The sequence below is a fragment of the Rhodovulum tesquicola genome (assembly GCF_024128855.1).
Lineage (GTDB): Bacteria > Pseudomonadota > Alphaproteobacteria > Rhodobacterales > Rhodobacteraceae > Rhodovulum > Rhodovulum tesquicola.
The window spans coordinates 1-25,159 of sequence record NZ_JAMYDV010000016.1 but is presented as its reverse complement, the minus strand read 5'-3'; the positions used below and the strand labels follow the sequence as shown (position 1 = coordinate 25,159).

At 66.9% G+C, this 25,159-nt stretch carries 25 protein-coding genes; 11 read left to right on the top strand and 14 right to left on the bottom strand.

Translation table 11 applies throughout. The annotated features are described in order from the left end of the window. Nucleotides 1-44: 44 nt before the first annotated feature. Nucleotides 45-1,700, bottom strand: coding sequence for an AIPR family protein (locus NHN26_RS13085; protein ID WP_253089850.1), 1,656 nt, complete (start codon nt 1,698-1,700; stop codon nt 45-47). Next, nucleotides 1,700-2,608 carry an FAD-dependent thymidylate synthase gene (gene thyX / locus NHN26_RS13080; protein ID WP_253089849.1) on the bottom strand — a complete coding sequence of 303 codons (909 nt, stop codon included), beginning with the start codon at nt 2,606-2,608 and terminating at the stop codon, nt 1,700-1,702. The genes NHN26_RS13085 and thyX overlap by 1 nt, the downstream gene beginning before the upstream one ends. 135 nt (nt 2,609-2,743) lie before the next feature. On the opposite strand from thyX, the gene NHN26_RS13075 reads away from it, so the two are divergent. Beyond that, the gene (locus NHN26_RS13075; protein ID WP_253089848.1) at nt 2,744-3,172 is read left to right on the top strand and encodes a VOC family protein; all 429 of its coding nucleotides are present in this window, start codon (nt 2,744-2,746) and stop codon (nt 3,170-3,172) included. Between the two features lie 30 nt (nt 3,173-3,202). Here NHN26_RS13075 and NHN26_RS13070 read toward each other — a convergent pair whose 3' ends face one another. From NHN26_RS13070 to NHN26_RS13060, 3 genes are all read right to left on the bottom strand, one after another. Beyond that, a complete protein-coding gene (locus NHN26_RS13070; protein WP_253089847.1) occupies nt 3,203-3,700 on the bottom strand; it encodes a MarR family winged helix-turn-helix transcriptional regulator in 498 nt (165 codons plus the stop codon). Nucleotides 3,701-3,781: 81 nt separating this feature from the next. Beyond that, nucleotides 3,782-4,039, bottom strand: coding sequence for an FAD assembly factor SdhE (locus NHN26_RS13065; RefSeq protein WP_253089889.1), 258 nt, complete (start codon nt 4,037-4,039; stop codon nt 3,782-3,784). 2 nt (nt 4,040-4,041) lie between these two features. Then, nucleotides 4,042-4,437 (bottom strand): helix-turn-helix domain-containing protein, encoded by a 396-nt coding sequence (locus tag NHN26_RS13060; protein WP_253089846.1) that lies wholly within the window; start codon nt 4,435-4,437, stop codon nt 4,042-4,044. Nucleotides 4,438-4,525: 88 nt separating this feature from the next. Here NHN26_RS13060 and NHN26_RS13055 point away from each other — a divergent pair, with 88 nt between their 5' ends. Next, complete coding sequence (locus tag NHN26_RS13055) at nt 4,526-5,728, top strand: pyridoxal phosphate-dependent aminotransferase (protein ID WP_253089845.1); 1,203 nt, start codon at nt 4,526-4,528, stop codon at nt 5,726-5,728. A 10-nt stretch (nt 5,729-5,738) separates the two neighbouring features. Next, a complete protein-coding gene (locus NHN26_RS13050; RefSeq protein WP_253089844.1) occupies nt 5,739-6,158 on the top strand; it encodes a hypothetical protein in 420 nt (139 codons plus the stop codon). Between the two features lie 188 nt (nt 6,159-6,346). Here the strand turns inward: NHN26_RS13050 and panC are convergent, their stop codons facing one another. The 4 genes from panC to NHN26_RS13030 form a co-directional block, all read right to left on the bottom strand. Then, a complete protein-coding gene (gene panC, locus NHN26_RS13045) occupies nt 6,347-7,210 on the bottom strand; it encodes a pantoate--beta-alanine ligase (RefSeq protein WP_253089843.1) in 864 nt (287 codons plus the stop codon). Then, nucleotides 7,207-8,025: a 3-methyl-2-oxobutanoate hydroxymethyltransferase gene (panB, locus tag NHN26_RS13040; protein WP_132695913.1), complete on the bottom strand. Its 819-nt coding sequence runs from the start codon at nt 8,023-8,025 to the stop codon at nt 7,207-7,209. Before panB ends, panC begins: the two co-directional genes overlap by 4 nt. A 279-nt stretch (nt 8,026-8,304) precedes the next feature. Then, nucleotides 8,305-10,827 carry an ABC transporter permease gene (locus NHN26_RS13035; RefSeq protein WP_253089842.1) on the bottom strand — a complete coding sequence of 841 codons (2,523 nt, stop codon included), beginning with the start codon at nt 10,825-10,827 and terminating at the stop codon, nt 8,305-8,307. Further along, nucleotides 10,824-11,519, bottom strand: coding sequence for an ABC transporter ATP-binding protein (locus tag NHN26_RS13030; protein WP_253089841.1), 696 nt, complete (start codon nt 11,517-11,519; stop codon nt 10,824-10,826). The genes NHN26_RS13035 and NHN26_RS13030 overlap by 4 nt, the downstream gene beginning before the upstream one ends. A gap of 13 nt (nt 11,520-11,532) precedes the next feature. On the opposite strand from NHN26_RS13030, the gene NHN26_RS13025 reads away from it, so the two are divergent. Further along, nucleotides 11,533-12,219 carry an arylesterase gene (locus tag NHN26_RS13025; RefSeq protein WP_253089840.1) on the top strand — a complete coding sequence of 229 codons (687 nt, stop codon included), beginning with the start codon at nt 11,533-11,535 and terminating at the stop codon, nt 12,217-12,219. 171 nt (nt 12,220-12,390) lie between these two features. On the opposite strand, the gene hemC is transcribed toward NHN26_RS13025, so the two are convergent. Beyond that, entirely contained in the window at nt 12,391-13,335 is a 945-nt protein-coding gene (hemC, locus tag NHN26_RS13020; protein ID WP_253089839.1) for a hydroxymethylbilane synthase, read from the bottom strand. 104 nt (nt 13,336-13,439) lie between these two features. Between hemC and hemE the strand changes: the two genes are divergently transcribed. From hemE to NHN26_RS13005, 3 genes are all read left to right on the top strand, one after another. Beyond that, nucleotides 13,440-14,471, top strand: a complete 1,032-nt coding sequence (hemE, locus tag NHN26_RS13015; protein WP_253089838.1) for a uroporphyrinogen decarboxylase — start codon at nt 13,440-13,442, stop codon at nt 14,469-14,471. A gap of 217 nt (nt 14,472-14,688) precedes the next feature. Next, nucleotides 14,689-15,426 (top strand): hypothetical protein, encoded by a 738-nt coding sequence (locus NHN26_RS13010; protein ID WP_253089837.1) that lies wholly within the window; start codon nt 14,689-14,691, stop codon nt 15,424-15,426. A gap of 413 nt (nt 15,427-15,839) precedes the next feature. Further along, complete coding sequence (locus NHN26_RS13005; protein ID WP_253089836.1) at nt 15,840-16,481, top strand: transglutaminase-like cysteine peptidase; 642 nt, start codon at nt 15,840-15,842, stop codon at nt 16,479-16,481. 51 nt (nt 16,482-16,532) lie between these two features. Here the strand turns inward: NHN26_RS13005 and hemF are convergent, their stop codons facing one another. Next, entirely contained in the window at nt 16,533-17,426 is an 894-nt protein-coding gene (gene hemF / locus NHN26_RS13000; RefSeq protein ID WP_253089835.1) for an oxygen-dependent coproporphyrinogen oxidase, read from the bottom strand. A gap of 133 nt (nt 17,427-17,559) precedes the next feature. Between hemF and NHN26_RS12995 the strand changes: the two genes are divergently transcribed. Continuing rightward, nucleotides 17,560-17,952 carry a hypothetical protein gene (locus NHN26_RS12995; RefSeq protein ID WP_253089834.1) on the top strand — a complete coding sequence of 131 codons (393 nt, stop codon included), beginning with the start codon at nt 17,560-17,562 and terminating at the stop codon, nt 17,950-17,952. A 109-nt stretch (nt 17,953-18,061) separates the two neighbouring features. Here the strand turns inward: NHN26_RS12995 and NHN26_RS12990 are convergent, their stop codons facing one another. Beyond that, nucleotides 18,062-19,423 carry an MATE family efflux transporter gene (locus tag NHN26_RS12990; RefSeq protein WP_253089888.1) on the bottom strand — a complete coding sequence of 454 codons (1,362 nt, stop codon included), beginning with the start codon at nt 19,421-19,423 and terminating at the stop codon, nt 18,062-18,064. 199 nt (nt 19,424-19,622) lie between these two features. On the opposite strand from NHN26_RS12990, the gene NHN26_RS12985 reads away from it, so the two are divergent. After that, the gene (locus NHN26_RS12985; RefSeq protein WP_253089833.1) at nt 19,623-20,399 is read left to right on the top strand and encodes a redoxin domain-containing protein; all 777 of its coding nucleotides are present in this window, start codon (nt 19,623-19,625) and stop codon (nt 20,397-20,399) included. Between the two features lie 6 nt (nt 20,400-20,405). Here NHN26_RS12985 and NHN26_RS12980 read toward each other — a convergent pair whose 3' ends face one another. Both NHN26_RS12980 and ppk2 read right to left on the bottom strand, forming a co-directional pair. Next, nucleotides 20,406-21,002 (bottom strand): SAM-dependent methyltransferase, encoded by a 597-nt coding sequence (locus NHN26_RS12980; protein ID WP_253089832.1) that lies wholly within the window; start codon nt 21,000-21,002, stop codon nt 20,406-20,408. A gap of 65 nt (nt 21,003-21,067) precedes the next feature. Further along, a complete protein-coding gene (gene ppk2 / locus NHN26_RS12975; RefSeq protein WP_253089831.1) occupies nt 21,068-22,042 on the bottom strand; it encodes a polyphosphate kinase 2 in 975 nt (324 codons plus the stop codon). Nucleotides 22,043-22,230: 188 nt separating this feature from the next. Here ppk2 and parE point away from each other — a divergent pair, with 188 nt between their 5' ends. Together parE and NHN26_RS12965 are read left to right on the top strand one after the other, a co-directional pair. Then, the gene (gene parE, locus NHN26_RS12970) at nt 22,231-24,192 is read left to right on the top strand and encodes a DNA topoisomerase IV subunit B (RefSeq protein ID WP_253089830.1); all 1,962 of its coding nucleotides are present in this window, start codon (nt 22,231-22,233) and stop codon (nt 24,190-24,192) included. Between the two features lie 8 nt (nt 24,193-24,200). Then, nucleotides 24,201-25,061, top strand: a complete 861-nt coding sequence (locus tag NHN26_RS12965; RefSeq protein WP_253089829.1) for a DUF5677 domain-containing protein — start codon at nt 24,201-24,203, stop codon at nt 25,059-25,061. Nucleotides 25,062-25,159: the final 98 nt, after the last annotated feature.

Below are 25,159 nucleotides of genomic sequence, written 5' to 3'. Positions count from 1 at the left end.
GGGTGGCCGGGGGTGGTGGGTTGGCAGCCGCGCTACGGTTGCCGCTAGATCAATAGGGGTTGGTTAGCTGCACTACGCAGCTTATCAGTTTGCCTCGGGTCTCGAAAAAACGAATAATACGCCGGTTCCCCGGCCTCTTGTAGATGCTGCGCAATCATGGCGATAGCATCATCAATAACGCCTTCACGCTTTCCCTCCTCAACCCCAGCCCCAAGCAAAGAACAAAGCATCAGAATATGGAAAACACCATATGTAACAAAGTTGTTTTCGGCTCGACGCACACCCCTGATCCTAATCTCGTCCTGGATATATCTTTTTCGCCCTTCAATAAGATCATACCATTGAATCGCCTCAAATAGAGTCTCAACAGAAACATTTCCAAAAACTGACTGATATAGTTCGGAGAAAATACTGTCGGAATCCCTTTTTGCTCTGGCAGGATCGTGGTGCACAAACGAGAGTAAAATTTGCCCCACCTTCAGTGCGTCTATTGATCGACGACCATCATCCGGATCATAATCGAATCCCCGCTTCCTCTGGTAACGAATCCCAAATTTCGCAAGCTCCCTCTCAAGCATAACCTGTTCATCGTCATTCGCCCGCAAATCACGCGGATTTATACGGTTTTGATTGTTACTCGAAACCGCAATTCGACCAATCAACTCTGGATCTTCGGTTTCAAAAATCCGGAAAAGGACGGAGAGTTTCTCAAATTTTCGAACATCAGGATAGTAATCCTTCATTGCATCAAAAATAGCAGAGCATGTCTGAGCGCCATTTACAATACTCATGTTCTTAATGCCAATCTTTGGCATGTCCGAGCCGGTACGCATAACCCGACACTTTGATCCAACAATGGTAAGGCCATTATTCAAGGCAGAGAAATAAATGTTATCACTTGACGCGGCAGTTCGAAATATTTCCTTGTTTATTGGGTTGTCGAGACCAAGAAAGCCACGAACATTCATATTAAAAACGGAGTAATCGATCCTCTTTTCGTCTCGCAAGTCATGCAAAAGGCGATAAAGCTGAAGAGCCGAGATGTAACCCACAAAACTTTGGAGCTCCGACGTTCCGTATTCTAACACGCCAACATCGCGTGCATGAAACGTATGGTTGGCTCGCGAGCTATGAGAATTCAAACAGAACTCGATCACCTCATCCAGATGAAATTCCTCTACAATTATTCCCTCTGCCTCCAAATGGCGGCGACTTGTTCGAACTTCATGCTCCAAAGCGCGGCATCCATTACTTAGAAGCCAAACTTTAAACGTTGGAAACTCTCGATCAACCGCATCACGAATCTCGAGGATCTTTTGTTCAAGCTGAACGTTTGCAACCTTCTGAAGTTCAACCTTTCGGTCCTTCAGAATACCAAAAAACCGCACCAGCTTTTCAAGACTTGCAGCGGGAAACGGATTCGATGCTTTCCGAAGACTATCAAAAACCTTAGATTGGAAAATGTGGACTACAGGCTCATCCGCGCGGCGGTCAATGAAAACTGCATCAACACCGCAATCGTTGGGTCCGTCAGTGAAGCACTCATCGATTTCCTGCTTCTCCCGATAAAAGCGATGCGTCAAAAACATATAGATAAGCGCCCGGTTTTTCTCGGGAACCAAATTCCGCTCGACCAGGGCATCAATTCTCTCGTTAAGACGAGCAAACCCCTCCGTATCAAATCTTTTACTTACAGCCATCAAAGACTCAACACCCCCTCGAACTCCCGCCATTCCCCCTTGGACATGCCGGAATTCTCCTGCGTCACCGTCTCGCCCTTCAGCATCCGCCTGACACAGTCCATGGCGGTAGCTGACAGATTGACGCCGCCCATACGGTAATCGGCAAAGGCTTTATACGCCAGCGGCACCCAGTCGGCGACGATCTCGCACATCACCTGGGCATAGACGCGGATCTCGTATTGCGCGTGGATGTCGGCGCGCAGGCGCAGGAAGTGGAAGAGGTTGTGCAGATCCGTCTTCCAGTACCATTGGGTGTAGATATTGGCGGGCAGGTTCATGCGGGCAAGCTCGCGGGCGAGGCCCTTTTGTCCTTCGGTGGACAGCATCGCCTCGTAATTGTCATAGGCTCGCGCGGCGTCGGTCTTGAGGATGTCGAGGACGCGGGCGGCCTCGTCGCCCTCCAGCAATTCGCCGCGGCCCTGGTTGTTGACGGTGGATTGGGCGGCCAGCGCGTCGGGCGCGGGGATGTAGAATTCGCGGTCGAGGATCGAATAGCGGGCGGAGTATTCGTTGACGTTGGCGGTGCGGTGGCGGATCCATTGCCGGGCGACGAAGACCGGCAGCTTGACGTGGAACTTGACCTCGCACATCTCGAAGGGGGTCGAGTGCCAGTGGCGCATCAGGTAGCGGATCAGCCCCTCGTCATTGGAGACGGATTTGGTGCCGGTGCCATAGGAGACCCGCGCCGCCTGGCAGATCGCGGCATCGTCGCCCATGTAGTCGATCACCCGGATCAGCCCGTGGTCGAGCACCGGGTGGGCGGTGTAGAGGCGCTTTTCCATGCCGGGCGCGGTGGCGCGCAGCGTGGGCGCGGTCTCGGCGCGCTGGGCCTCGATCTCGGCAAGCTGATCCTGGGTGAGCGGCATGGCGCGGTCCTTTCGCGGAAGACGAGTCGGGTAACACTATATCTATGCGGGGTGGATCGCGAAACACCCAGATGCAGGGGGTGTGGCCGGGCGGCCGGGGCGTGCTAGGGTTCGGGCGGGAAAAGGAGGCTGCGCATGCAAATCCGCTATCTGCACACGATGGTCCGGGTAAAGGATCTGGAGGCCTCGACGGCGTTCTACGAATTGCTGGGGCTGAAGGAGGTCCGGCGGGTCGAGAGCGAACAGGGCCGGTTCACGCTGGTCTTCATGGCGCCGCCGGGACAGGAGGAGTGCCCGGTGGAGCTGACATGGAACTGGGACGGGGATGAGGGGCTGCCGTCGGACAGCCGCCATTTCGGCCATCTGGCCTATGCGGTCGAGGATATCCATGCGATCTGCGCGCATCTGCAGGCGAATGGCGTGACGATCAACCGCCCGCCGCGGGACGGGCGGATGGCCTTCGTGCGCAGCCCCGACAACGTGTCGGTGGAACTGTTGCAGATGGGCGGGGCGCTGGAACCGCAGGAGCCTTGGGCGAGCATGCCCAATACCGGGCACTGGTAGGCGGACGGCCCCGCGCGGGGGGCCGGGCCGTCAGTAGATATAGCGGATCTGGTCGGTCCAGTAGCGTTCCATCCGCTTGAGCGCGTCGGCGATCTCGGCCAGCCCGTCGGCGGTGACCACGCCGCGCACCACCAGCCCCTCGGCATGGCGGGCGAAGAGACCGGCGACAATGTCGCGGATCTCGCGCCCCCTTGGGGTCAGGCGGACGCGGACCGAGCGGCGGTCGATCTCGCAGCGCTGGTGGTGCATGAAGCCCTTTTCCACCAGTTTCTTGAGATTGTAGGACACGTTCGAGCCCTGGTAATAGCCGCGCGTCTTCAACTCGCCCGCCGTCACCTCGTTCTCGCCGATATTGAACAGCAACAGCGCCTGGACCGCGTTCAGATCCAGCACGCCAAGCCGCTCGAACTCGTCCTTGATGACGTCCAGAAGCAGCCGGTGCAGCCGTTCGACCAGCGACAGCGCGTCGAGATAATCGTTCATCACGCCGGTCCGGCCGCCTGTCTCGATGGGGGAATGGATACTCATGTCATACTCCGCCGTTCCTTGTTCTCAGGCAGAGATACGGAATCAGTCGCGAATATTCCGTTAAAGCGTGAAAAAAGCGATCTAACCGGCGGTACGCACGGCCAATTTTCCGATCAGCGGGGCAAGGCGGGCGGGCGGCGCGGCCTGGCCCGTCACCCATTGGTAGAGGTCGTGATCGTCCTCGGCCAGCAGCGCCTCGAAGGCGTCCAGCGCAGCGGCATCCATGCCCGCCAGATGCGCATCGGCATAGCCCCCCAGGATCAGGTCCATCTCCTTGGTGCCGCGCCGCCAGGCGCGGATATGCATGCGCTTGCGCCTTGCCTCGGGGGATTCGGTCACGCTCATGCGGTCTCCTTCAGGGCGTTGCGCAGCCTCTTTTCCAGCACCGCCAGCCGATCCGCAAGCCGCCCAATCTCGGAGCGGACCTGGCGGATGTCGGACAGGATCGCGCGCACATCGCCCGGAATCGTCCCCTCGTCGGGCGGGCCGTCCAGACCGTCGCCCTGCCCGTTCAGCAGCCACATCATCGAGACGTTCAGCACGCCCGCCAGCATCTGGAGCCGGTTGGCGCGCGGCTCGGCGCGGTCCTCTTCCCAGGCCGTGAGGGTGGCAAGCCGCACCCCCAGCCGCTTGGCCAGTTCGGTCTGGGTCATCCCCAGCGCCTCGCGCGCGCCGGAAAGGCGGTCGCCGAAGGTCGCGGTCTCGTCGGAATACCAGTCGGTGCGGCTGTCGGTCATCGCTGAACCCCCTTGCGGCAAAGGCGCTTGAACGGCCTTGGGGGGCACCCTATGAGAAAGGGACATTCTTTTCAAACCGGAGGCGACCATGTCCTTTCTGTCTGCGACACTCTCGCGGGTCAAACCCTCGCCGACCATCGCGGTGACGACCAAGGCGCGCGAGTTGAAGGCGGCGGGCAAGGACGTGATCGGGCTGGGCGCGGGGGAACCCGATTTCGACACGCCCGACAACATCAAGGAAGCCGCCAAGGCCGCCATCGACCGGGGCGAGACGAAATATACCGCCGTGGACGGGCTGCCCGAACTCAAGGCCGCGATCTGCGCCAAGTTCAAGGCCGATAACGGGCTGGACTACACGCCGGCCCAGGTCACGGTGGGCACCGGCGGCAAGCAGGTGCTTTACAATGCGCTGATGGCCACCCTGAACCCCGGCGACGAGGTCATCATCCCCGCGCCCTACTGGGTCAGCTATCCCGACATGGTGCTGCTGGCGGGCGGGACGCCGGTGATCGTCGAAGGCGGGCCCGAGACCGGCTATCGCATCACGCCCGAGGCGCTGGAGGCCGCGATCACGCCGAAGACCAAGTGGTTCATCTTCAACTCGCCCTCGAACCCGACGGGTGCGGCCTATACGCGCGCGCAGTTGAAGGCGCTGACCGATGTGCTGATGCGCCATCCGCATGTCTGGGTGATGTCGGACGACATGTATGAAAAGCTGGTCTATGGCGATTACGTCTTCTGCACGCCCGCCGAGGTGGAGCCCGGCCTTTACGACCGCACGCTGACCTGCAACGGCGTGTCCAAGGCCTATTGCATGACCGGCTGGCGGATCGGCTATGCGGCGGGGCCCGCGCCGCTGATCAAGGCGATCGGCACCTTGCAGTCGCAATCGACCTCGAACCCCTGTTCGATCGCGCAATGGGCAGCACTTGAGGCGCTGACCGGCCCGCAGGATTTCATCGCGTCGAACAACGCGGTGTTCCAGCGCCGCCGCGACATGGTGGTGGAGATGCTGAACGCGGCCGAAGGCGTGGACTGCCCGGTGCCCGAGGGGGCGTTCTATGTCTATCCGTCCATCGCGGGCTGCATCGGCAAGACCTCGGCCGGGGGCGCGAAGATCGCCGACGACGAAGCCTTCGCCACCGCGCTGCTGGAGGAAAAGGGCGTGGCGGTGGTGTTCGGCGCGGCCTTCGGCCTCTCGCCCGCCTTCCGCGTCAGCTATGCCACCTCGGACGCGGCACTCAAGGAAGCCTGCGCGCGGATCCAGGAGTTCTGCGCCGGGCTGCGCTGAAAGGGTGCCGATGTCCGGCGATCTGCCCGCGCTCTATTACCGCATCCGCGAGAACGGGGCGCTGGTCTTCCGCGTTCGGGCCGAGCGGGGCGCGCAACGGATCGGGATGGACCAGATCGCCATGGTCAATGTCCGCACCGGCGAGATCAGCCCCCGGGGCGCGGGCGTGCTGACAGAGGCCGAGACGCTGGCCATCGCGGAATGGCTGGCCGACCGCCGGGCGGTGCTGGCCGAGCGCGAGGTGGACGACATCCTGCGCACGGTCGATCACCTGAACCTGACGGCGCATTGGGCGCAATCCAGGGCAAGCGCGGAGGATCTCGACCGGGTGACGGACGCGCTGCTGCTGGCGATGCACGATCTGCGCGCGGTGCTGGTGCGCAAGCGGGCCGAACGGCCGGCGGACGGGACAGCGGAGTCGGACGGCTGAGGGCCGCGATGCGGCGTGCCGCGGCAGAGGGGGGCGCTGCCCCCCGTCCTTGCGGACTCCCCCCGGGATATTTCCGGCCAGAAGAAGGTCCATGCGTCCTTCTTCTTGGCGAAAATACCCTGGGGGTCCGGGGGCGAAGCCCCCGGCGGGTCGCCCCGGCGCAAGCCGGGGCGAAATCGAAGCACGGTTCAGGACGCCCCGCGCGCCGGGGCGACGGGGACGTTGTCGATCAACCGCACGCCCTCGATATGCGCGGCGGCCAGCAGGCGCGCGGGTTCGGTGAGCGCGGCCAGCGGAGCGAGATCGGCGGCGGAACGCAACTCCAGATACTCGACCGACGCATAGCCGCCCGCGAGGATCGCGCGGTGCGCCTGTTGCAGCGTGGCGCCGACCGGCGCACCGCGGGCGATCTCCCGGGCGGCCGCGTCAAGCGCCGCGAACAGCGCGGACGCCCGGGCGCGGGCCGCGGGCGAGAGGCGCTGGTTGCGGGACGAGAGCGCCAACCCGTCCCCCTCGCGCACGGTGGGATGGCCGACGATCTCGACCGGCAGGTCGAGGTCGCGCACGAGGCGGCGGACGACCATCAGTTGCTGGTAATCCTTTTCGCCGAAGAACGCGCGCCGGGCCTGCGTCTGCAGCAGCAACTTGCTGACCACGGTGGCCACCCCGTCGAAATGGCCCGGCCGGTGCGCGCCGCAGAGCCCCTCGCTGACGCCCGCGACCGAGACGGTGGTGGAAAAGCCCTCGGGATAGATCTGGTCGGGATCGGGGACATAGAGCGCGTCGATGCCGAGCGGGGCCAGTTTCTCGGCGTCGCTGCCCTCGGTGCGGGGGTATTTCGCCAGGTCGTCCGGGTTGTCGAACTGCCTGGGGTTGACGAAGATCGTCACGATCACCCGGTCGGCCCCGGCCCTGGCCGCCGCAACGAGGCTCAGATGGCCCGCATGCAGCGCCCCCATCGTCGGCACGACGGCGATGCGTGTGCCCTCTGCCTGCCAGCGGTCGGTCAGGGTGCGAAGCCCGCCAAGGCGGCGCAGGATCGGGGCGGTCATTCGCCGTCTCCGAAGACATGTTCGGGGGCGGGGAAGCGGCGGGCGCGCACGTCTTCGGCATAGGCGGCAATCGCGGCGGCCGCGCCGTCGCCAAGCGCGGCGTAGCGGCGGACGAATTTCGGGCGGAACTCCGAGAACAGCCCCAGCATGTCATCCACCACCAGCACCTGCCCGTCGCAGCCCGAAGACGCGCCGATCCCGATGGTGGGGATCGCCAGATCGGCCGTGATCCGGTCGGCCAGGGTCGCGGGCACCTTTTCAAGCACCACCGAGAACGCGCCCGCCGCGGCCACGGCGCGGGCATCGGCCAGAACCCGGTCGGCATCGGCCCCGCGGCCCTGCACCTTGTAGCCGCCCAGGACGTTGATCGCCTGCGGCGTCAGCCCGACATGGGCCATGACGGGGATCGAGCGCGCGGTCAGGAAGCGGATGGTTTCGGCCATGCTCTCGCCGCCCTCCAGCTTGACCGCCCCGGCGCCGGTCCCGGCCATCAGGCGGGCGGCGTTGCGAAAGGCCTGGTCGGGGCCCTCCTCGTAGCTGCCGAAGGGCATGTCGATCACCATCAGCGCGCGTTCCAGCCCGCGCGCCACCGCCTGGCCGTGCAGGATCATCATCTCCATCGTCACGCCCAGCGTCGAGGGCAGACCGTGCAGCACCATGCCGACGCTGTCGCCCACCAGCACGACATCGCATTCTGCATCGACCAGCCGGGCGATGGGCGTGGTATAGGCGGTCAGGCAGACCAGCGGCGTGCCGCCCTTGCGGGCGCGGATATCGCCGGGCGTGATGCGGCGCTGCGGGGCGCTGGCGCTCATGCTCTCCTCCCTCGGGACGTCGCGGGTGGCGCTTCTTATACGATGCCGCGGCGCGGAATCCAGCCCCGTGCGCGGCTTGACGCACCGACCGACGCCGATCCGGAGGAGCGCCTTGCGGCGCACCCCTCCTGAGCCCGCCCCCGGTGGGGCGGGCGGTCGGCGCCCCGCGGATACGGTGCTGCCCGCGCCCGGAACGGGCGCGGGCCACGCCCAACGCCGGACAAGCAGGGCGCATGCGCGCCCTGCGCGGGCCGGGGGCGGGAGCGCCCCCTGCCGCGGCTATTCGCGGCCGCGCAGCACGCGCGCGGGGCGGGCGGCCAGCGGGCGCCAGGCGAAGGCAAGCCCGGCCAGAAGCGTCGCCATGGCCCCGCCGATGACAATGGCCAGCGCCGAGACCGGCTCGAACGCATAGCTGCCCTCCATCACGAACCGCATCACCGCCCAGCCCGCCAGCCCGCCGGCCAGGATCGCCACCGCCCCCGCCGCGGCCCCCAGCATGGCCGAGCGCAGCGCGAAATAGGCCAGCACCTGGCCGCGCACCGCGCCCACGGTCTTGAGCACGGCCGATTCGAAGATCCGCGCCCGTTCGCCCGCCGCCGCCGCGCCGATCAGCACGATCACGCCCGTCACCAGCGTTGCCGACGCCCCGTAGGCGACAGCGGCGGCCAGTGCGGACAGCACCTCGGCCACCCGGTCCAGCGCGTCGCGCACCCGGATCGCGGTGATGTTGGGATAGGCCGAGGCCAGGTCGCGCAGGATCGCGGCCTCGGCCTCGGGCTCGGCATGGATCGTGGCGATATGGGTATGCGGCGCGCCGCTGAGCGCGGCATCGTTCAGCGTGACCACGAAGCCGATCCCGGCGGTCGAGAAATCGACATCGCGAAAGCTGGTGATCGTCGCCGTGATGTCGCGGCCGAGGATGTTCACCGTCACCGAGTCGCCGAGTTTCAGGCCGATCTCGGCCGCCTCCTCCTGGGCGAAGCTCATCACCGGGGGGCCGTCATAGGCTTCGGGCCACCACTCGCCGGCGGTGACCACGGTGCCCTCGGGCGGGCGGTCGGCATAGGTCACGCCGCGATCGCCCCGGATCACCCAGTGATCGCCCGCCACCTCTGTCGCCGGGCGGCCATTGATCCCGGTGATGACCCCGCGCAGCATCGGCGCGGTTTCCACCTTGCTGACGCCCGGATCGCGGTTCAGCCGGTCGAGAAAGCCCGACAACTGATCGGGCTGGATGTCGACCACGAAATAGGCCGGTGCGCGTTCGGGCAGTTCCTGCTGGATCGCGCCGCGCAGATTGGCGTCGATCTGCCCGATGGCGGCCAGGATCGACAGCCCCAGCCCCAGCGACAGCACGACCGACACGGTCTCGCTGCCCGGACCGCCCACCGCGCCCAGCGCCAGCCGCAGCGCGGTGCGCCCGCGCACGAGGCGCGCCCGCGCCAGCCTGCGCGCCAGTCGCCTCAGCCCCCAGGCCGCCAGCACCAGCAGGCCCAGCGCCGCGACGATGCCGAAGGCCGCCCAGAGCGCCAGTTTCGGCACGCCCGAGAACGCCGCCGCCGCCCCGATCAGCGCGGCGGCCAGCGCGACGGTCGCGGCAATATAGACCGGCCGCGGCCAGGCCCGGACCCGGCCCGAGGCATCGCGGAACAGCGCCGCTGCGCGCACCTCCTCGGTGCGGGCCAGCGGCCAGAGCGTGAACAGGAGCGCGGTCAGCACGCCGTAAAGCGCGGCCTCGGCCAGCGGCGCGGGATGGACATTGACCGCCACCGGCACCGGCAGTTGCGCCTGCATCAGCGGCGCCGCGGCCAGCGGCAGCAAGGCGCCCAGCGCCAGCCCGATGGCGATGCCCAGGCCCGCCAGCGCGCCGATCTGGATCAGATAGGCCAGCAGGATCGTCCGCCCCTCGGCCCCCAGCGTCTTGAGCGTCGCGATCACCTCGGTCTTGCCGTCGAGATAGGCGCGCACCGCCGCCGAGACGCCGACCCCGCCCACCGCCAGCCCCGCCAGCCCCACCAGCACCAGGAAGGACGCCATCCGGTCGACGAAGCGGGTCATCCCCGGCGCGCCGTTGCGCGCGTCGCGCCAGCGCATCCCCTTGCCCGCGAAGCGTTCGACCGCGCGCGCCTCCAGCGCGGCCATGTCGGCCCCGGGCGGCAGGGCGAGGCGGTATTTCGTCTCGTAAAGCGTGCCGGGCGCGAGCAGGCCCGAACCCTCCAGCGCCGCTTCGCGCAGGATGAGCCGCGGGCCAAGGCCGAAGCCGTCCCCCGCCCCGTCGGGTTCGCGCAGCAGGATCGCACGCAGGGTGTAGTCGGCGCTGCCCAGCCGGAACCGGTCGCCGGGGACAAGCCCCATCCGGTCGGCCAGCACGCGTTCCATCACCGCGCCATCGCCCGCAAGCGCCTGATCCAGCGGCATCGGCGGGTCAAGCTCGACCTCTCCGTAAAGCGGATAGGCGGCATCGACGCCCTTGACCTGGGTCAGGCCGCGCTCGGTCTCGCCGTTCCGCTCGACCACCACCATCGAGCGGAAATCGACCACAACGGAAACCTGCGCAGCGATCAGTTCCATCCAGGCGCGTTCGGCCGGTTCGGCATGGCGATAGGTCAGCGACATCTCGGCATCGCCGCCCAGCAGCAGCGCGCCCTCGCGCTTCAGCCCGGCGGTGATGCTTTCGCGGATCGAGCCGACCGTGGCGATGGCCGCCACCCCCAGCGCCAGACAGGCGATCAGGACATAGAATCCCCTCAGCCCGCCGCGCAATTCTCGCCGGGCGATGCGGGCCGCGACCGCAAGGCTCATTCCGCCGCCCTCCGCACATCCTGCCCGGCGATCCGGCCATCGGCCAGCCGCACCACCCGGTCGCAGCGCGCGGCCAGGTCGGGCGCATGCGTCACCAGCACCAGCGTCGCGCCATGCCGGTCGCGCAGGCCGAACAGAAGCTCCATGATCGCCTCGCCATTCGCCCCGTCCAGATTGCCCGTGGGCTCGTCGGCCAACAGCACATGCGGGCGCGGCGCGGCGGCGCGGGCCAGCGCCACGCGCTGCTGTTCGCCGCCCGACATCTGGCTGGGATAATGGTCGATCCGCGCGCCGAGCCCGACCGTGCGCAATTCCTCGGCAGCCCGGTCAAAGGCGTCGCGATGCCCGGCAAGTTCCAGCGGGGTCGCGACATTTTCAAGCGCCGTCATGGTCGGGATCAGGTGGAAAGACTGGAACACGACGCCCATATGCTCACGGCGGAACCGGGCAAGCGCGTCCTCGTTCATCGCGGTCAGGTCATGGCCCAGCGCCATCACCCGGCCCGAACTGGCGCGTTCGAGCCCGCCCATCAGCATGAGGAGCGACGACTTGCCCGACCCCGACGGCCCCACCAGCCCCAGCGTCTCGCCCCGCGCGACATCGAGCGAGATGCCATGCAGGATCTCGACCGGCCCGGCATTTCCGGCAAGGGTCAGCGTGACATCGGCAAGCGAAAGGATCGGATCGGTCATGGGGCGCCTTCGAATGGGTCTGGTTGAGCTTGGATATGGGGCGCGGGCGCGCGCGCTCAAGCAGGCGCTGGCGGCGGTGCTGGCGCTGGGCCTGGGAACGGCGGCCGCGGCCGAGGTGACCATCGCCGCGCTGGGCGACAGCCTGACGCAGGGCTACGGGCTGGCGCAGGGCGAGGGCTTCGTGCCGCAACTGGAGGGCTGGCTGCGCGCGCAGGGCGCCGAGGTGCGGGTGCTGAACGCGGGCGTGTCGGGCGATACCACGGCGGGCGGGCTGTCGCGGGTGGGCTGGACGCTGACACCCGAGGTCGACGCGATGATCGTGGCGCTGGGCGGCAACGACCTGTTGCGCGGCATCGACCCGGCTGCGTCCCGCGCGAACCTGCGCGCGATCCTCGAGGCCGCGCGGGACGCGGGCGTCGCGGTGCTGCTGGTCGGCCTGAATGCGCCGGGCAATTACGGCCCCGATTACAAGGCGGCGTTCGACGCGATGTATCCCGAACTGGCCGCCGAATTCGGCGCGCTGCATGTCGAAAGCTTCCTCAAGGGCCTGACCGACCTGCCCGACCGCGAAGGCGCGATGCGCGACTACATGCAGCCCGACGGCATCCACCCCTCCGCCGCAGGCGTGGCGCGGATCGTCGAGGCGATGGGACCCGCCGTGCTGGAGCTGGTCGCGCGGGCGCAGGCGCAGGGCGAGTAAGGGGGCGCTGCCCCCGCCGCCCGTTCCGGGCGGCCCCCCCGGGATATTTCGGGCCAGAAGAAGACGGGGGACAGCCCGAGGGACCGGCCGCAAGGCCGGTGCCGAGATGAAAGGCTTGCGCCGAAGGCGCGCAACCGGATCACGCCGACGCTTCGGGCCGGGCGGGCCGGGTCACTTCCAGTCGAAGAAGCCCTCGCCCGCCTGGGCCAGCAGGTCCTTGCCCAGTTTCCAGCCCATTTCGGACGCGTCCTCGATCGGCGCGCGGGCCTCGCCCTTGATGCTTTCGCTGCCATCGGGGCGCAGGATCTCGCCGCGCAGCCAGATCGTGCCGCCCTCATGCTGGGCCAGCCCGGCAATCGGCGTCTCGCAGGAGCCGTCCAGCGCAGCCAGGAAGAAGCGTTCGGCCGCCATCTGCTCGCCCGTCGGCCCGTGATGCAGCGCTTCCAGCATGTGGGCGGCGAGCGCGTCGTCCTTGCGCCGCTCGATCCCGATGGCGCCCTGGGCGACGGCGGGCAGCATGTCCTCGGGCGCGATGGCCGATTGCGCCACATGGCTCATGCCCAGCCGGTTCAGGCCGGCCATGGCCAGGAAGCTCGCCACCGCCACGCCATCCTCGAGCTTTTTCAGCCGCGTCTGGACGTTGCCGCGGAACTCGACCACCTGAAGATCGGGCCGCCGGTTCAGAAGCTGGGCCTTGCGCCTCAGCGACGAGGTGCCGACCACCGCGCCCTGGTCCAGATCGGCGATCCCCTTGACCGCATGCGAGATGAAGGCGTCGCGGAAATCCTCGCGCGGCAGGAAGCAGTCCAGCACCAGCCCCTCGGGCTGTTCCACGGCCATGTCCTTGGTCGAATGCACCGCGATGTCGATGCGGCCCTCGATCATGGCCTCCTCGATCTCCTTGGTGAAGAGCCCCTTGCCCCCGATCTCCTTGAGGGCGCGGTCCAGCACCCGGTCGGCGATGGTCTGGATCACCACGATCTCGAACGCCTCCTCGGGCAGATCGAAGGCGGCCATCAGCAGGGCGCGGGTTTCATGGGCCTGAGCCAGCGCCAGCGGAGAGCCGCGGGTGCCGATCTTGAGGGGTGAAGCGGGGGAGGGAAGTGTGATAGCCATGCGCCAAACCTCTATTCGCGTCACGTCGTCCTGACAACTCGGCCCGACTTGACATGCTGACGCAAGCAGGGGACGACAGGCCGCACCAATAAACGGGGAAGACGATGGCGGAAACCAAAAAACTACTTCGGTCGCTTGCGGGTGAAACGCAGGACGTGCCGCCGGTCTGGCTGATGCGCCAGGCGGGCCGCTACCTGCCCGAATACCGGGCCACCCGGGCCGAGGCGGGCGACTTCCTGTCGCTGTGCTACAATTCCGACCTCGCCGCCGAGGTGACGCTGCAACCGATCCGCCGCTATGGTTTCGATGCCGCGATCCTGTTCGCCGACATCCTGCTGCTGCCCCAGGCGCTGGGGGCGGATCTGTGGTTCGAAACCGGCGAAGGCCCGCGGCTGTCGACCATCACCGGTGCCGAGGGGCTGAACGCGCTCAAGGGCAAGGACGACATCCACGACCACATGGCCCCGGTCTATGAAACCGTGCGGATCCTCGCGCGCGAGCTGCCCCGGGAAACCACGCTGATCGGATTCGCGGGCGCGCCCTGGACCGTGGCGACCTACATGATCGCGGGCCGCGGCACGCCCGACCAGGCCCCGGCCCATGCGCTGAAGGCCGAGGACCGCGCCACCTTCGAGGCGCTGATCGACCTGCTGACCGAGTCGACCATCGAATACCTGTCGCAGCAGGTCGAGGCCGGTGCCGAAGTGGTCAAGATCTTCGACAGCTGGGCCGGTTCGCTGAAGGGCGAGGATTTCACCCGCTACGCGCTGGAGCCCGCCAAGCGGATCATCGCCGAGTTGAAATCGCGCCATCCCGGCCTGCCCTGCATCGCCTTCCCGCGCGAGGCGGGCGAGGCTTATATCGGCTTCGCCAAGGCGACCGGCGCGGATTGCGTGGCGCTGGACAATTCGGTGGATGCCGACTGGGCCGCGGCGCATGTGCAGGTCGATGGCTGCGTGCAGGGCAACATGGCCCCCAACCTGATGGTGACCGGCGGCCAGGCCCTGATCGACGAGACCAAGCGGATCAAGGCCGCCTTCGCGAAGGGGCCGCATATCTTCAACCTCGGCCATGGCATCACGCCCGAGGCCGATCCCGAAAACGTGCATGTCATGCTGGAGGCGCTGCGGGGCTAGGCCACGCCCCCCGCGAAGCCAGGCGCCCCGGGTTCCGGCCCGGGGCGTTTTCATGTCCGCCATGCGGCGCAATCTGCGGTGTTTTCGGCCCCCATTCCACAACCCGGGGAATGATCTTTCATTGCTTTCAAGCTTTCGACACAATTGTTTCCGGAAAAAGCCGCATTGTTGAAATAAAGTTATGACGCCGGTCAATGCGTCCTGCCCGATTTTTGCCATGATCCTGCCTGTTTTCGATTTCGAGAACGGTGGAGGGAAGGTCATGAAACTCAAGGCGATTCTTCGGGCGACCACGGTGACGGCATCGGCGGCCGTCGTTCTTGTGGCAGGCGCAATTGCGGCGTCGGCTCCGGCCAGGGCGCAGCAGGGCGTCACGGTGCCGTCGGGGTTGTGCGGCTGGAACTGGGCAGGCCCGGCGACGGACGGGTTGCTGGGCACGCTGGCGGCGCGCAACGATTTCAATCGCAACATGCGCCATGTAACCGCCCAATGCCCCGAAGTTCTGTGCAGCAGCGACTGGTCCGGTCCGGGCGCGCAGGCGGCGATTCAGCGGATGGGCGGCGCGACCTATTTCGACCAGATGCTGGTCACGCTCAGCGCGGCCTGCCCGCAGGTCGCCCTGGTGCTGACCGAAGGCGCCACGGCGACCATCGCAGCGCCGGTCGAGCCCCAGCGGATGGGCAGCGACGGCGACCGGCCCAGACCCGCCCGGCAGGAAGTCGACAATGGCGACGATGACGAGGGCGAGAACGGGTGCTGCAACGGCAGGCCCGGCGGCAAGAAGGGCAAGGGCAAGCCGGGCGGCGGTTACGGCAAGCCGGGTGGTTACGGCAAGCCGGGCGGCGATTACGGCAAGCCGGGCGGTTATGGCAGGCCGGGCCGCGGCGACGGTCGGCCGGGTGGCGGCGGGCCGGGCTATGGCGGGCCGGGCTATGGCGGGCCCATCCCGAACTAGCGCGCAACGCATCCCGGGACACCGGCGCAAACCCGGTCCCAGGACGGAAAGACCCCGAAAGGGCCGCTTCGGCGGCCCTTTCCCTTTCCCGCCGACCGCCCCCGCGGGATCGGCGGGAACCTGCCCGTCCGATCGTCCCGCGCGATCCGGACTGGATTTCGTCACGATTCCTCCCGAAAGAAACCTTGGTTTTACGGTTGAACGGTAGGTGGTTCTGAAAGGATCGGTCGCCGGTCAACCCGTGGGCGTCCCAGTCAGCGCCGTGAACAGGCATCCGCCCCGATGATGCGGATGCGGGGCAGGTCTGTGCCGCAGACGCCCCGCGCTGCCCTCCGTCCGCCCGATGCGGTCGGCCGATCTTCGGACAGGATCCGCGGCCCCGCGCCGTGACGAAAGGGAAAAGGGACAGGCGCATGATCCAGGGGATTTCCGTGGGGCAGCAGGACCATTCGGCGGCCGGACCGGCCGCATGGCTCGCGGCGCTCGGCGCGGCGATGGCGGTTGCAATGGCGCTGCTGATGCCCGGCGCCGCCGCCGCAGAGGGGCGGCTGGTCGCCCATCTCAGCAGCAAGGCCCAGGCCGACCCGCCCAAGGGGGCCGAGGGGCTGTGCCGACGCTATGACTGGGCCTGCGCCCGGGGCAGTTCGGCCCGCCTCACGGCCGAGCAGATCCGGATGGCGGACAAGCTCAACCGCAGGATCAACGCCTCCGTCCGGCCCGTCACGGACCTGGCGCAATACGGGCGCGAGGAACACTGGGCCCTGCCCACCGCGCGCGGCGGCGATTGCGAGGATATCGCGCTGCTGAAAAAGGCCGAGCTGATCCGCATGGGCATCGCCCCCGACCGGCTCCTGCTGGCCGAGGTGCTGGACCGCCAGCGCAACAACCACGCCGTCCTGATCCTGCGCAAGGATGACGGCGATTATGTGCTCGACAACCTGACCAACCGGATGCTGCCCTGGTCGCAGACCCCCTACACCTTTCTCAGGATGCAGGATTCCAGCGCCCCCCATCGCTGGAAGGCCGTGTTCGCGGGGGGGCTCTTCCGCGGCTGATCGCGCCCGCGCCCCCGCCGCTCAGGGCCCCGTAGCTCAGGGCCCCGTAGCTCAGGGCCAGGTCGCCAGCGGCGGCATGGTCATCAGAACGGCCTCGGGATCGTGCCCGGTCTCCAGCCCGAATTTCGTGCCGCGGTCGTAAAGCAGGTTGTATTCGGCATAAAGCCCGCGATGGGCCAGTTGCGCCGCCCGGTCGGCCTCTGACCACGGCATGTCGCGGCGCCGTTCCACCAGCGGCAGGAAGGCCGGCAGGAAGGCGCGGCCCACCTCCCGGGTAAAGGCGAAATCCGCCTCCCAGTCGCCCGAGTTCAGGTCGTCGTAGAAGATACCGCCCACCCCGCGCGCCCGGCCCCGATGCGGGACGAAGAAATACTCGTCCGCCCAGGCTTTGAAGCGCGGGTAATAGGCCGGATCGTGGCGCCCGCAGGCCGCCCGCAGCACGGCATGGAAATCGGCCGTGTCCTCGTCATGCGGCAGGCAGGGGTTCAGGTCCGTGCCGCCGCCGAACCACCAGCCATGCGGGGTCCAGAACATCCGGGTGTTCAGATGCACCGCGGGCGTGTGCGGGTTCTGCATATGCGCCACGAGGCTGATGCCGCTGGCCCAGAAGCGCGGATCGTCCGCCATCCCCGGCAGGTCCTTGCGCGCCATCATCGCCGCCTGCGCCCGCCTGTTCAGCCGGCCATGCACGGTCGAGACGGCAACGCCCACCTTCTCGAACACCCGCCCGCCGCGCATGACGCTCATCAGCCCGCCGCCCGCATCCGACCCGTCCTCGGACTGGCGCCGGGTCTCGCTCACCTCGAACCGTCCCGGGGGCGCATCGCGCAACGGCCCCGTCGCCTGGGCGTCTTCCAGCGCCTCGAACGCGGCCACGATCTCGTCGCGCACCGCCCGGAACCAGGCCGCGGCCCGCATCTTGTGCTCGTCGAATTGTTCGCTCATCGTCCCGTCTCCCTGTTCGGCCCTGCCTAGCAGTTTTGCACCCCCCGCGCCACCATGCCACGGCGCCGGACGGGCGGACTTGGGGCCGCGCCGGGGGCGGCGTATCATGGCCGCAGCCGAAAGGAATCGCCCGATGCGCGCGCTCGCCCTGATCTGCCTCGTGACACTGACCGCCTGCACCAGCCCGCGCCAGGCCTGCGAGCGCAACGCGCTCTACGATCTCGGGATGCTCGACCTGCTGATCCGCGAGACCGAACAGACCATCGCACGCGGCTATGCGCTGGAACGCGAACCCTATCGCAGCTCCAGCCTCCAGCTCTGCTATGGCAGCCGCTTCGGCGATCGCGACCGGATCGGCATGGCCTGGTGCAGCCGCCCCGAGATCGCCTTCCGCGACCGCCCCGTCGCGGTCGACCTGCGCGCCGAACGCGCGAAACTGGCCGAGCTGCGCGCGAAACGGACCGACACCGCCCGCAGCGCCGCCCGCGCGCTCGAGGATTGCCGCACCCGCTTCCCCGCCCCCTAGGGCCTCCCCGCCCCTGTCCTTCTTCTGGCCACAAATATCCCGGGGGGAGTCCGAAGGACGGGGGGCAGCGCCCCCCGCGGGTCGCCTTGCGCAGCAAGGCGAAACCCGCTCATCCCGCCGGGCGCGGGGCGCGCAGCCAGAACCGCGCCATCATCGCCACGCCCGCCACCGCCAGCCCCGCGGCCAGCCCCAGCCACACCCCGACGCCGCCCCAGCCCAGCCCGAATCCCAGCCCCCAGGCCACGGGCATGCCCACCAGCCAGTAGCCCACCGCGGCAATGACCATCGGCACCCGGGTGTCCTGCACCCCGCGCAACAGCCCCAGCGCCATCACCTGCGCCGCATCGACCAGCTGGAACAGCGCCGCCGCCGCCAGCAGCCCGGTGCCCAGCGCGATCACCGCCGCGCGCCCCGGATCGGCGGGGTCGAGGAACAGCCCGATCAGCGGCCCCGGCAGCGCCAGGAACAGCCCCATCGAGGCCGCCGCCACCGCGCCCGCCAGCCCCAGCGCCGCCAGCGCGCCGCGGCGCAGCGCCAGCGCGTCGCCCTGCCCCATCGCGCGCCCCGCCCGGATCGTCGCCGCATTCGACAGCCCCAGATGCACCATGAACACCGCCGAGGTGATCTGCAGCGCGATCCCGTGCGCCGCCAGCGGCACCGCGCCCAGCCAGCCCATCATCACGGATGACGCCGCGAACAGCCCGACCTCGGCCAGGTTGGTCAGCCCGATCGGCCAGCCCAGCCGGAAGACGCGCGCCAGCGCCTCGGCATCGGGCCGCCAGAAGCGGCGGAACAGCGTGTGCTCGGGCGTGGCGCGGATGACGTAAAGCACCATCACCGCCATCGCGGCCGTTTGCACGATCAGCGAGGCCAGCCCCGCGCCGCGGATGCCCAACTCGGGAAAGCCCCAATTGCCGAAGATCAGCAGGTAATTGGCCAGCGCGTTCAGCCCCACCGCCGCCAGCGTGACCCACAGCACCACCCGCGCACGCTCCAGCGCGGCGAGGTAGCTCTTGAGCACCATCACCACCAGCGCCGGCACCATGCCCAGCCCGTGCGGCAGCAGGTAGTCCTGCGCCAGCGCCGCGATCCCCGGCGCCTGCCCGGCGGCCAGGAACAGCCGCCCCGACGCCAGGAACAGGGGCAGCGTCAGCGCCCCGAACCCGATCGAGATCCACAGCCCCATCCGCGTGACCCGGCGGATCTGCGCTGTCTCGCCCGCCGCCGCGGCGGTCGCCACCAGCGGCATCACCGCCCAGGCAAAGCCCGAGCCCAGCAGGAACAGCACGAAGAACAGCGCCCCGCCCAGCACCTCGGCGGCCAGCGCGTCGATGGAATAGCGCCCCAGCATGATCGCGTCGGTCAGCCCGATGGCGAATTGTGCCAGATGGCTGCCGATCAGCGGCAGGCCCAGCGTCAGAACGGCGCGCAGATGGGCGGCATGGCCCAGGGGGGTGGCAGGGGCGGTCATCGCCCGCTGGTAGACCCGGCCCGCCCGCCCGGCAAGAGCCAAGCCATGCGTGCGGCGCATGGCGGGACGACCGGATTGGCGGCGCTGCGAGGGAAAGACGCCGCAGTTCTGCCCGATTGTCCTTGGAGAGTGCGACTTGGTCCCGGCCGGGCGCCCGGTCCGGACCCGGCGCCAGCCATGTCCAGCGGAAAGTCCAGCCATGAACCCCTTCCCCTTCCTGTCGCATACCCTGCATCCCCAGGCGGCCGGGCCCGTCCGGCTGCCGCCCGGCTATCGCGGCGGCACCGGCTGGATGCCGCGGATCGGCGACATCTTTCCCGATTTCGAGGCCCAGACCACGCAGGGCCTGATCCGGTTCCACGCTTGGGCCGAGGGACGCTGGACCGTGCTGTTCAGCCAACCCGGCGCGTTCACGCCGGTCTGCACCACCGAACTGGGCAGTCTGGCCGAGGCCATCCCCGAACTCGACCGGCGCGGCGCGCAGGCGATCGGGCTGACGCCCGACCCGGTGGCCGATCTCGCCGCCTGGTGCGCGGATGTTGCCGCGCTGTTCGGCAGCGCGGTCGGCTTTCCGATGATCTCGGATCCGGGCGGCGCGATTGCCGGGGCCTGCGGCATGACCCATCTCAAGGAAAGCCCCGACGTGCCGATCCGCATGACGCTGATCCTGGACCCGGCGCTGCATGTGCGGATGATCTTCGAATACCCGCTGCGGATCGGGCGCGGCACCGAAGAGATCCTGCGCGTCCTGGACGCGCTGCAGGAGGGTGACAGGCTGGACGTGGCGACCCCGGCCGACTGGCAGCCCGGCGACCTGCTGCTGGTGCCCTCGGCATTCAGCGACGAGGAGGCGGACGCGCGGTTCGGCGCGGGGGGCTGGCGTCCGCTGCGCCGCTACCTGCGGGTGCTGGCGCCCCCCGCGACCGCGCATCGCGCCGCCGGGGCGGCCGCGACGCGCCTGCCCCGCGCGCGCTGAGCGGCGTCAGGCGGGCCTGCGCGCCACCAGATCGACCAGCGCGGCGCGGCCGGAATGGCCCGGCCCCTCGGCGATCTCGGCATCGTAGTCGCGAAGTTCGAGGATCTCGAAATCGGCGAAGCGGTCGCGCAGAAGCGCCTCGGTATACATCTGGTCGGGATCGGGCGGCCCGCCGGTGCCATAGCCCACCTGGCGCGGCGCGAATCCATGCAGCAGCAGCAGCCCGCCGGGGCGCAGCGCGCGTTTCATGCCGGCCATGATCCGATCCTGCACGGCGCGGGGCGCGAACTGGATGAAGATGCCGATCACCGCGTCGAAGGGCGCGGCCTCCCAGTCCCAGAGGGCGATATCGGCCAGGTGGAAATCGACCGTGACGCCGCGCGCCGCCGCCAGCCGCCGGGCCTTGGCCAGCGCATTGGGCGCGCCGTCCATCGCCGTCACCTCGAACCCCTGCGCCGCCAGCCAGACCGCGTTGCGCCCCTCGCCCTCGGCCACCGACAGAACCCGCCCGCCCGGCGCGATCCGCCCGGCCTCGCGCCGCAGGAAGGCGGCCGGTTCGGTGCCGTAAAGGTAGTCCTCGCCCGCAAAGCGCCGGTTCCACATGGCTGATCCTCCTGCCCCCGACCTAGGCCGGGCGCAGGAGGCCGGCAAGCCGCACGGCAGGAGGCTCAATCCACGTTCGGCTTGCGCAGGTCGGGATGAAGCGAGGGGCCGAGGATGTGATCGGCCTTGTGCACGACATGTTCGGCCCGTCCGACGATCAGCGGATCGGGCGCGCGCACGACCCGCGTATCCTTGCCCGGATAGTCCAGCGAGCTCAGGAAATGGCGCATGCAGTTCAGCCGCGCCCGCTTCTTGTCGTTGGACTTGACGATGGTCCAGGGCGCGTCGGCGGTGTCGGTATAGAAGAACATCGCCTCCTTGGCCTCGGTATAGTCGTCCCACTTGTCCAGGCTCGCCTTGTCGATCGGCGACAGCTTCCAGCGTTTCAGCGGATCGGTCTCGCGCGCCTTGAAGCGGCGGCGCTGTTCCTCGCGGCTGACCGAGAACCAGTATTTGTAAAGCCGGATGCCCGAGCGCACGAGCATCCGTTCCAGTTCCGGGGTCTGGCGCATGAATTCCAGGTAATCGACGGGCGAGCAGAACCCCATCACCCGTTCCACGCCCGCGCGGTTGTACCAGGAGCGGTCATAGAACACCATCTCGCCCACGGTCGGCAACTCGCTGATATAGCGTTGAAAGAACCATTGCCCGGTCTCTTCCCAGGTCGGCTTGTTCAGTGCGACGACCCGGGCCGAGCGTGGGTTCAGATGTTCCATGAAGCGCTTGATCGTGCCGCCCTTTCCGGCGGCGTCGCGCCCCTCGAACAGGATCACGAATTTCTGCCCCGTCTCCTGCGCCCAGAGCTGCACCTTCAGCAATTCGGCCTGAAGCCTGGCCTTCTGCGCCTCGTAGGTCCGGCGCGGCATCTTCTGGCGATAGGGATACTCGCCCGACTCGAAGGCCTGCGCGATGGTCTCGGGCGCGGCGCCGCGAACCGCCTTGGGGCCGGGCCTGACATGCAGGGGCGTTTCGGGGACGGCTCTGGCGGGCGGGTCGGCGGGGGCGGGCGTCCCGGCGGCGGGGGGCAGGGTTGCGTCCATTCCATCCTCCTGCCGACAGCGGGTCGGCGCTTTCGAACGATTCTAACCCGCTTTCCCGACCCCGCCTTGAGCGATGTCAAAAACACGTTACAAAATCGTTACAATCCCCACCCCGCCCGAGGCCCATTGCCCATCCGGGGCCAAAGCTGTTCTAATGCACCTCCAAACCACCAGAGGACGAGCAGCCCATGTCCGCCGACGACCTGCTTTCCGGCGCCAGCCGGGATACTTATGACGCCTCCTCGATCGAGGTGCTGGAGGGGCTGGAGCCCGTCCGCAAGCGCCCCGGCATGTATATCGGCGGCACCGACGACCGGGCGCTGCACCATCTGGTGGCCGAGGTGCTGGACAATTCGATGGACGAGGCGGTGGCGGGCCATGCCACGCGGATCGAGGTCGAGCTGCATGCCGATCATTCGGTCACGATCCGCGACAATGGCCGCGGCATCCCGGTCGATCCGCACCCGAAATTCCCCGACAAATCCGCGCTCGAGGTGATCCTGTGCACGCTGCATGCGGGCGGCAAGTTCTCGGGCAAGGCCTATGAAACCTCGGGCGGTCTGCATGGCGTGGGGGTGTCGGTGGTCAACGCGCTGTCCGACCGGCTGCGGGTCGAGGTGGCGCGGGGCCGCGAACTGTTCGCGCAGGAATTTTCCCGCGGCATCCCGCAGGGCGGCCTGCAAAAGCTGGGCGCGGCGCCGAACCGGCGCGGCACAACCGTCACCTTCCATGCCGACGAGGAGATCTTCGGCCATCACCGGTTCAGGCCCGCGCGCATGTTCCGGATGGCGCGCTCCAAGGCCTATCTGTTCTCGGGCGTGGAAATCCGCTGGAAATCCGCGATCGAGGATGGCGAGACGCCCCTCGAGGCCGTCTTCCATTTCCCCGGCGGGCTGGCCGACTACCTGACCGAGACGCTGGGCAAGGCCGCCACCTATGCCGACCGCCCCTTTGCCGGAAAGGTCGATTTCCAGTCGAAATTCGGCGTGCCCGGCTCGGTCGAATGGGCGATCAACTGGACGCCCTCGCGCGACGGCTTCATCCATTCCTATTGCAACACGATCCCCACGCCTGAGGGCGGCACGCATGAGGCCGGATTCTGGGCCGCCATCCTCAAGGGCATCCGCGCCTATGGCGAGCTGGCCAACAACCGCAAGGCCGCCCAGATCACCCGCGAGGATCTGCTGACCGGCGGCTGCGCCATGGTCTCGACCTTCATCCGCGAGCCCGAATTCGTCGGCCAGACCAAGGATCGCCTGGCCACGACCGAGGCCGCCCGGCTGGTCGAGGGCGCGGTGCGCGATCATTTCGACAACTGGCTGGCGGCGGATACGAAATCGGCGGGCGCGATCCTCGATTTCCTGGTGCTGCGGGCCGAGGAACGGCTGCGGCGCCGGGCCGAAAAGGAAACCGCGCGCAAATCGGCGACGAAACGGCTGCGGCTGCCGGGGAAACTGGTCGATTGCTCGGCCACCTCGCGCGAGGGGACGGAACTGTTCATCGTCGAGGGCGACTCGGCGGGCGGATCGGCGAAAATGGCCCGCGACCGGCGCATTCAGGCGCTGTTGCCGCTCAGGGGGAAAATCCTGAACGTGCTGGGCGCGGCCTCTGCAAAACTGGGCAGCAATGCCGAGATCAGCGACCTGACCCAGGCGCTGGGCACCGGGATCGGCACGAAATTCAACATCGACGATCTGCGCTATGAAAAGATCATCATCATGACCGACGCCGATGTGGACGGCGCGCATATCGCCAGCCTGCTGATGACCTTCTTCTTCACCCAGATGCGCCCGCTGATCGACCACGGGCACCTGTATCTGGCCTGCCCGCCGCTGTTCCGCCTGACCCAAGGCGCGAAACGGATCTATGCGCTGGACGAGGCGGAAAAGGAGATGTGGCTGGAAAAGGGCCTCGGCGGCAAGGGCAGGATCGACGTTTCCCGCTTCAAGGGCCTGGGCGAGATGGACGCCAAGGACCTGAAGGAAACCACGATGGACCCCGCATCCCGCAAGCTGATCCGCGTGTCGATCGACGAGGACGAACCGGGCGAAACCGCCGACCTGGTGGAACGCCTGATGGGCAAGAAGCCGGAAATGCGGTTCCAGTATATCCAGGAGAATGCGAGGTTCGTGGAGGAGGTGGATGTTTGAGGTGATACTTGACCAAACCCAGTAGCGCACTTGCGACGGTCAAATTTCTAATCGCTTCGACGATAGAATTCACGCGCGAAGCCGAATTGCATTGTATTCCCTTCAGTCGTCACCCTGATCCAAGCCTGTTACAGGAAATATCGTTCCTCTTCTTGAGGTTTTCGCACAATCGAACAGAGCAAATACTGCGGCTTCTTAACGAAGGGACTGCAGTCAGCGAATGCCTTATTCTTATGCGCTCGGTTGTCGAAGCATCCGCCAAACTCTGGGATATTCAGCTTGCAGACACTGATGATCAGAAAGGCCTAAGCCAGAAATACGCCTCGCTCCTAGCAGCCGAAACGAGAAGGAAAAGACAAAAATACAAAGAGGTTATAGATGGCTGCGCCGAAAAAAGCGGCATAGAGAAACATATCGAGAAACTTATTTCAGACCCCACTTCTATTGGACTCGAAAATTTATCAAGAAAAGTATCTGCGGAAATAATCAAGTCGTTCTCTTTTGGGGTCCTTATAGAGCAAGTTGAGAAGCGTGCGAAAAGCAAGTCAATGGAAGTCAACTTCTCGCTTCTGCGTCTTCTATACAGCTATACAAGTGATATCTCGCACGCCGGAGCCACCGGGTTGCTCATCGAAGAAACCTTGTATCCGGCAAGCCAAGATAATTGGTCAATCTCACACATTGGAAATGCAGCGTCCATCTGTGGAACGCTCACTCTGATTTGGTATTACAATGCGCTATTCGAAGATCCACATAATAAGAGCAAAGCAGAACTATATGAGAGCGCAAGAAGGTTACTCGAAGTTTCGACATCACTTTCAAACCTCCATTTAGATGAGTTAGGTGTCCCATCCCGGACGATCACATAGACCCTCGCCGCTCTGCGCTCTTCATGGCAAGATCGTTGCTGGGTGAGGTTCGGGACGCGGGGCGAGGATGCTGATTTCTCTTCACAAGCAGGCGACGA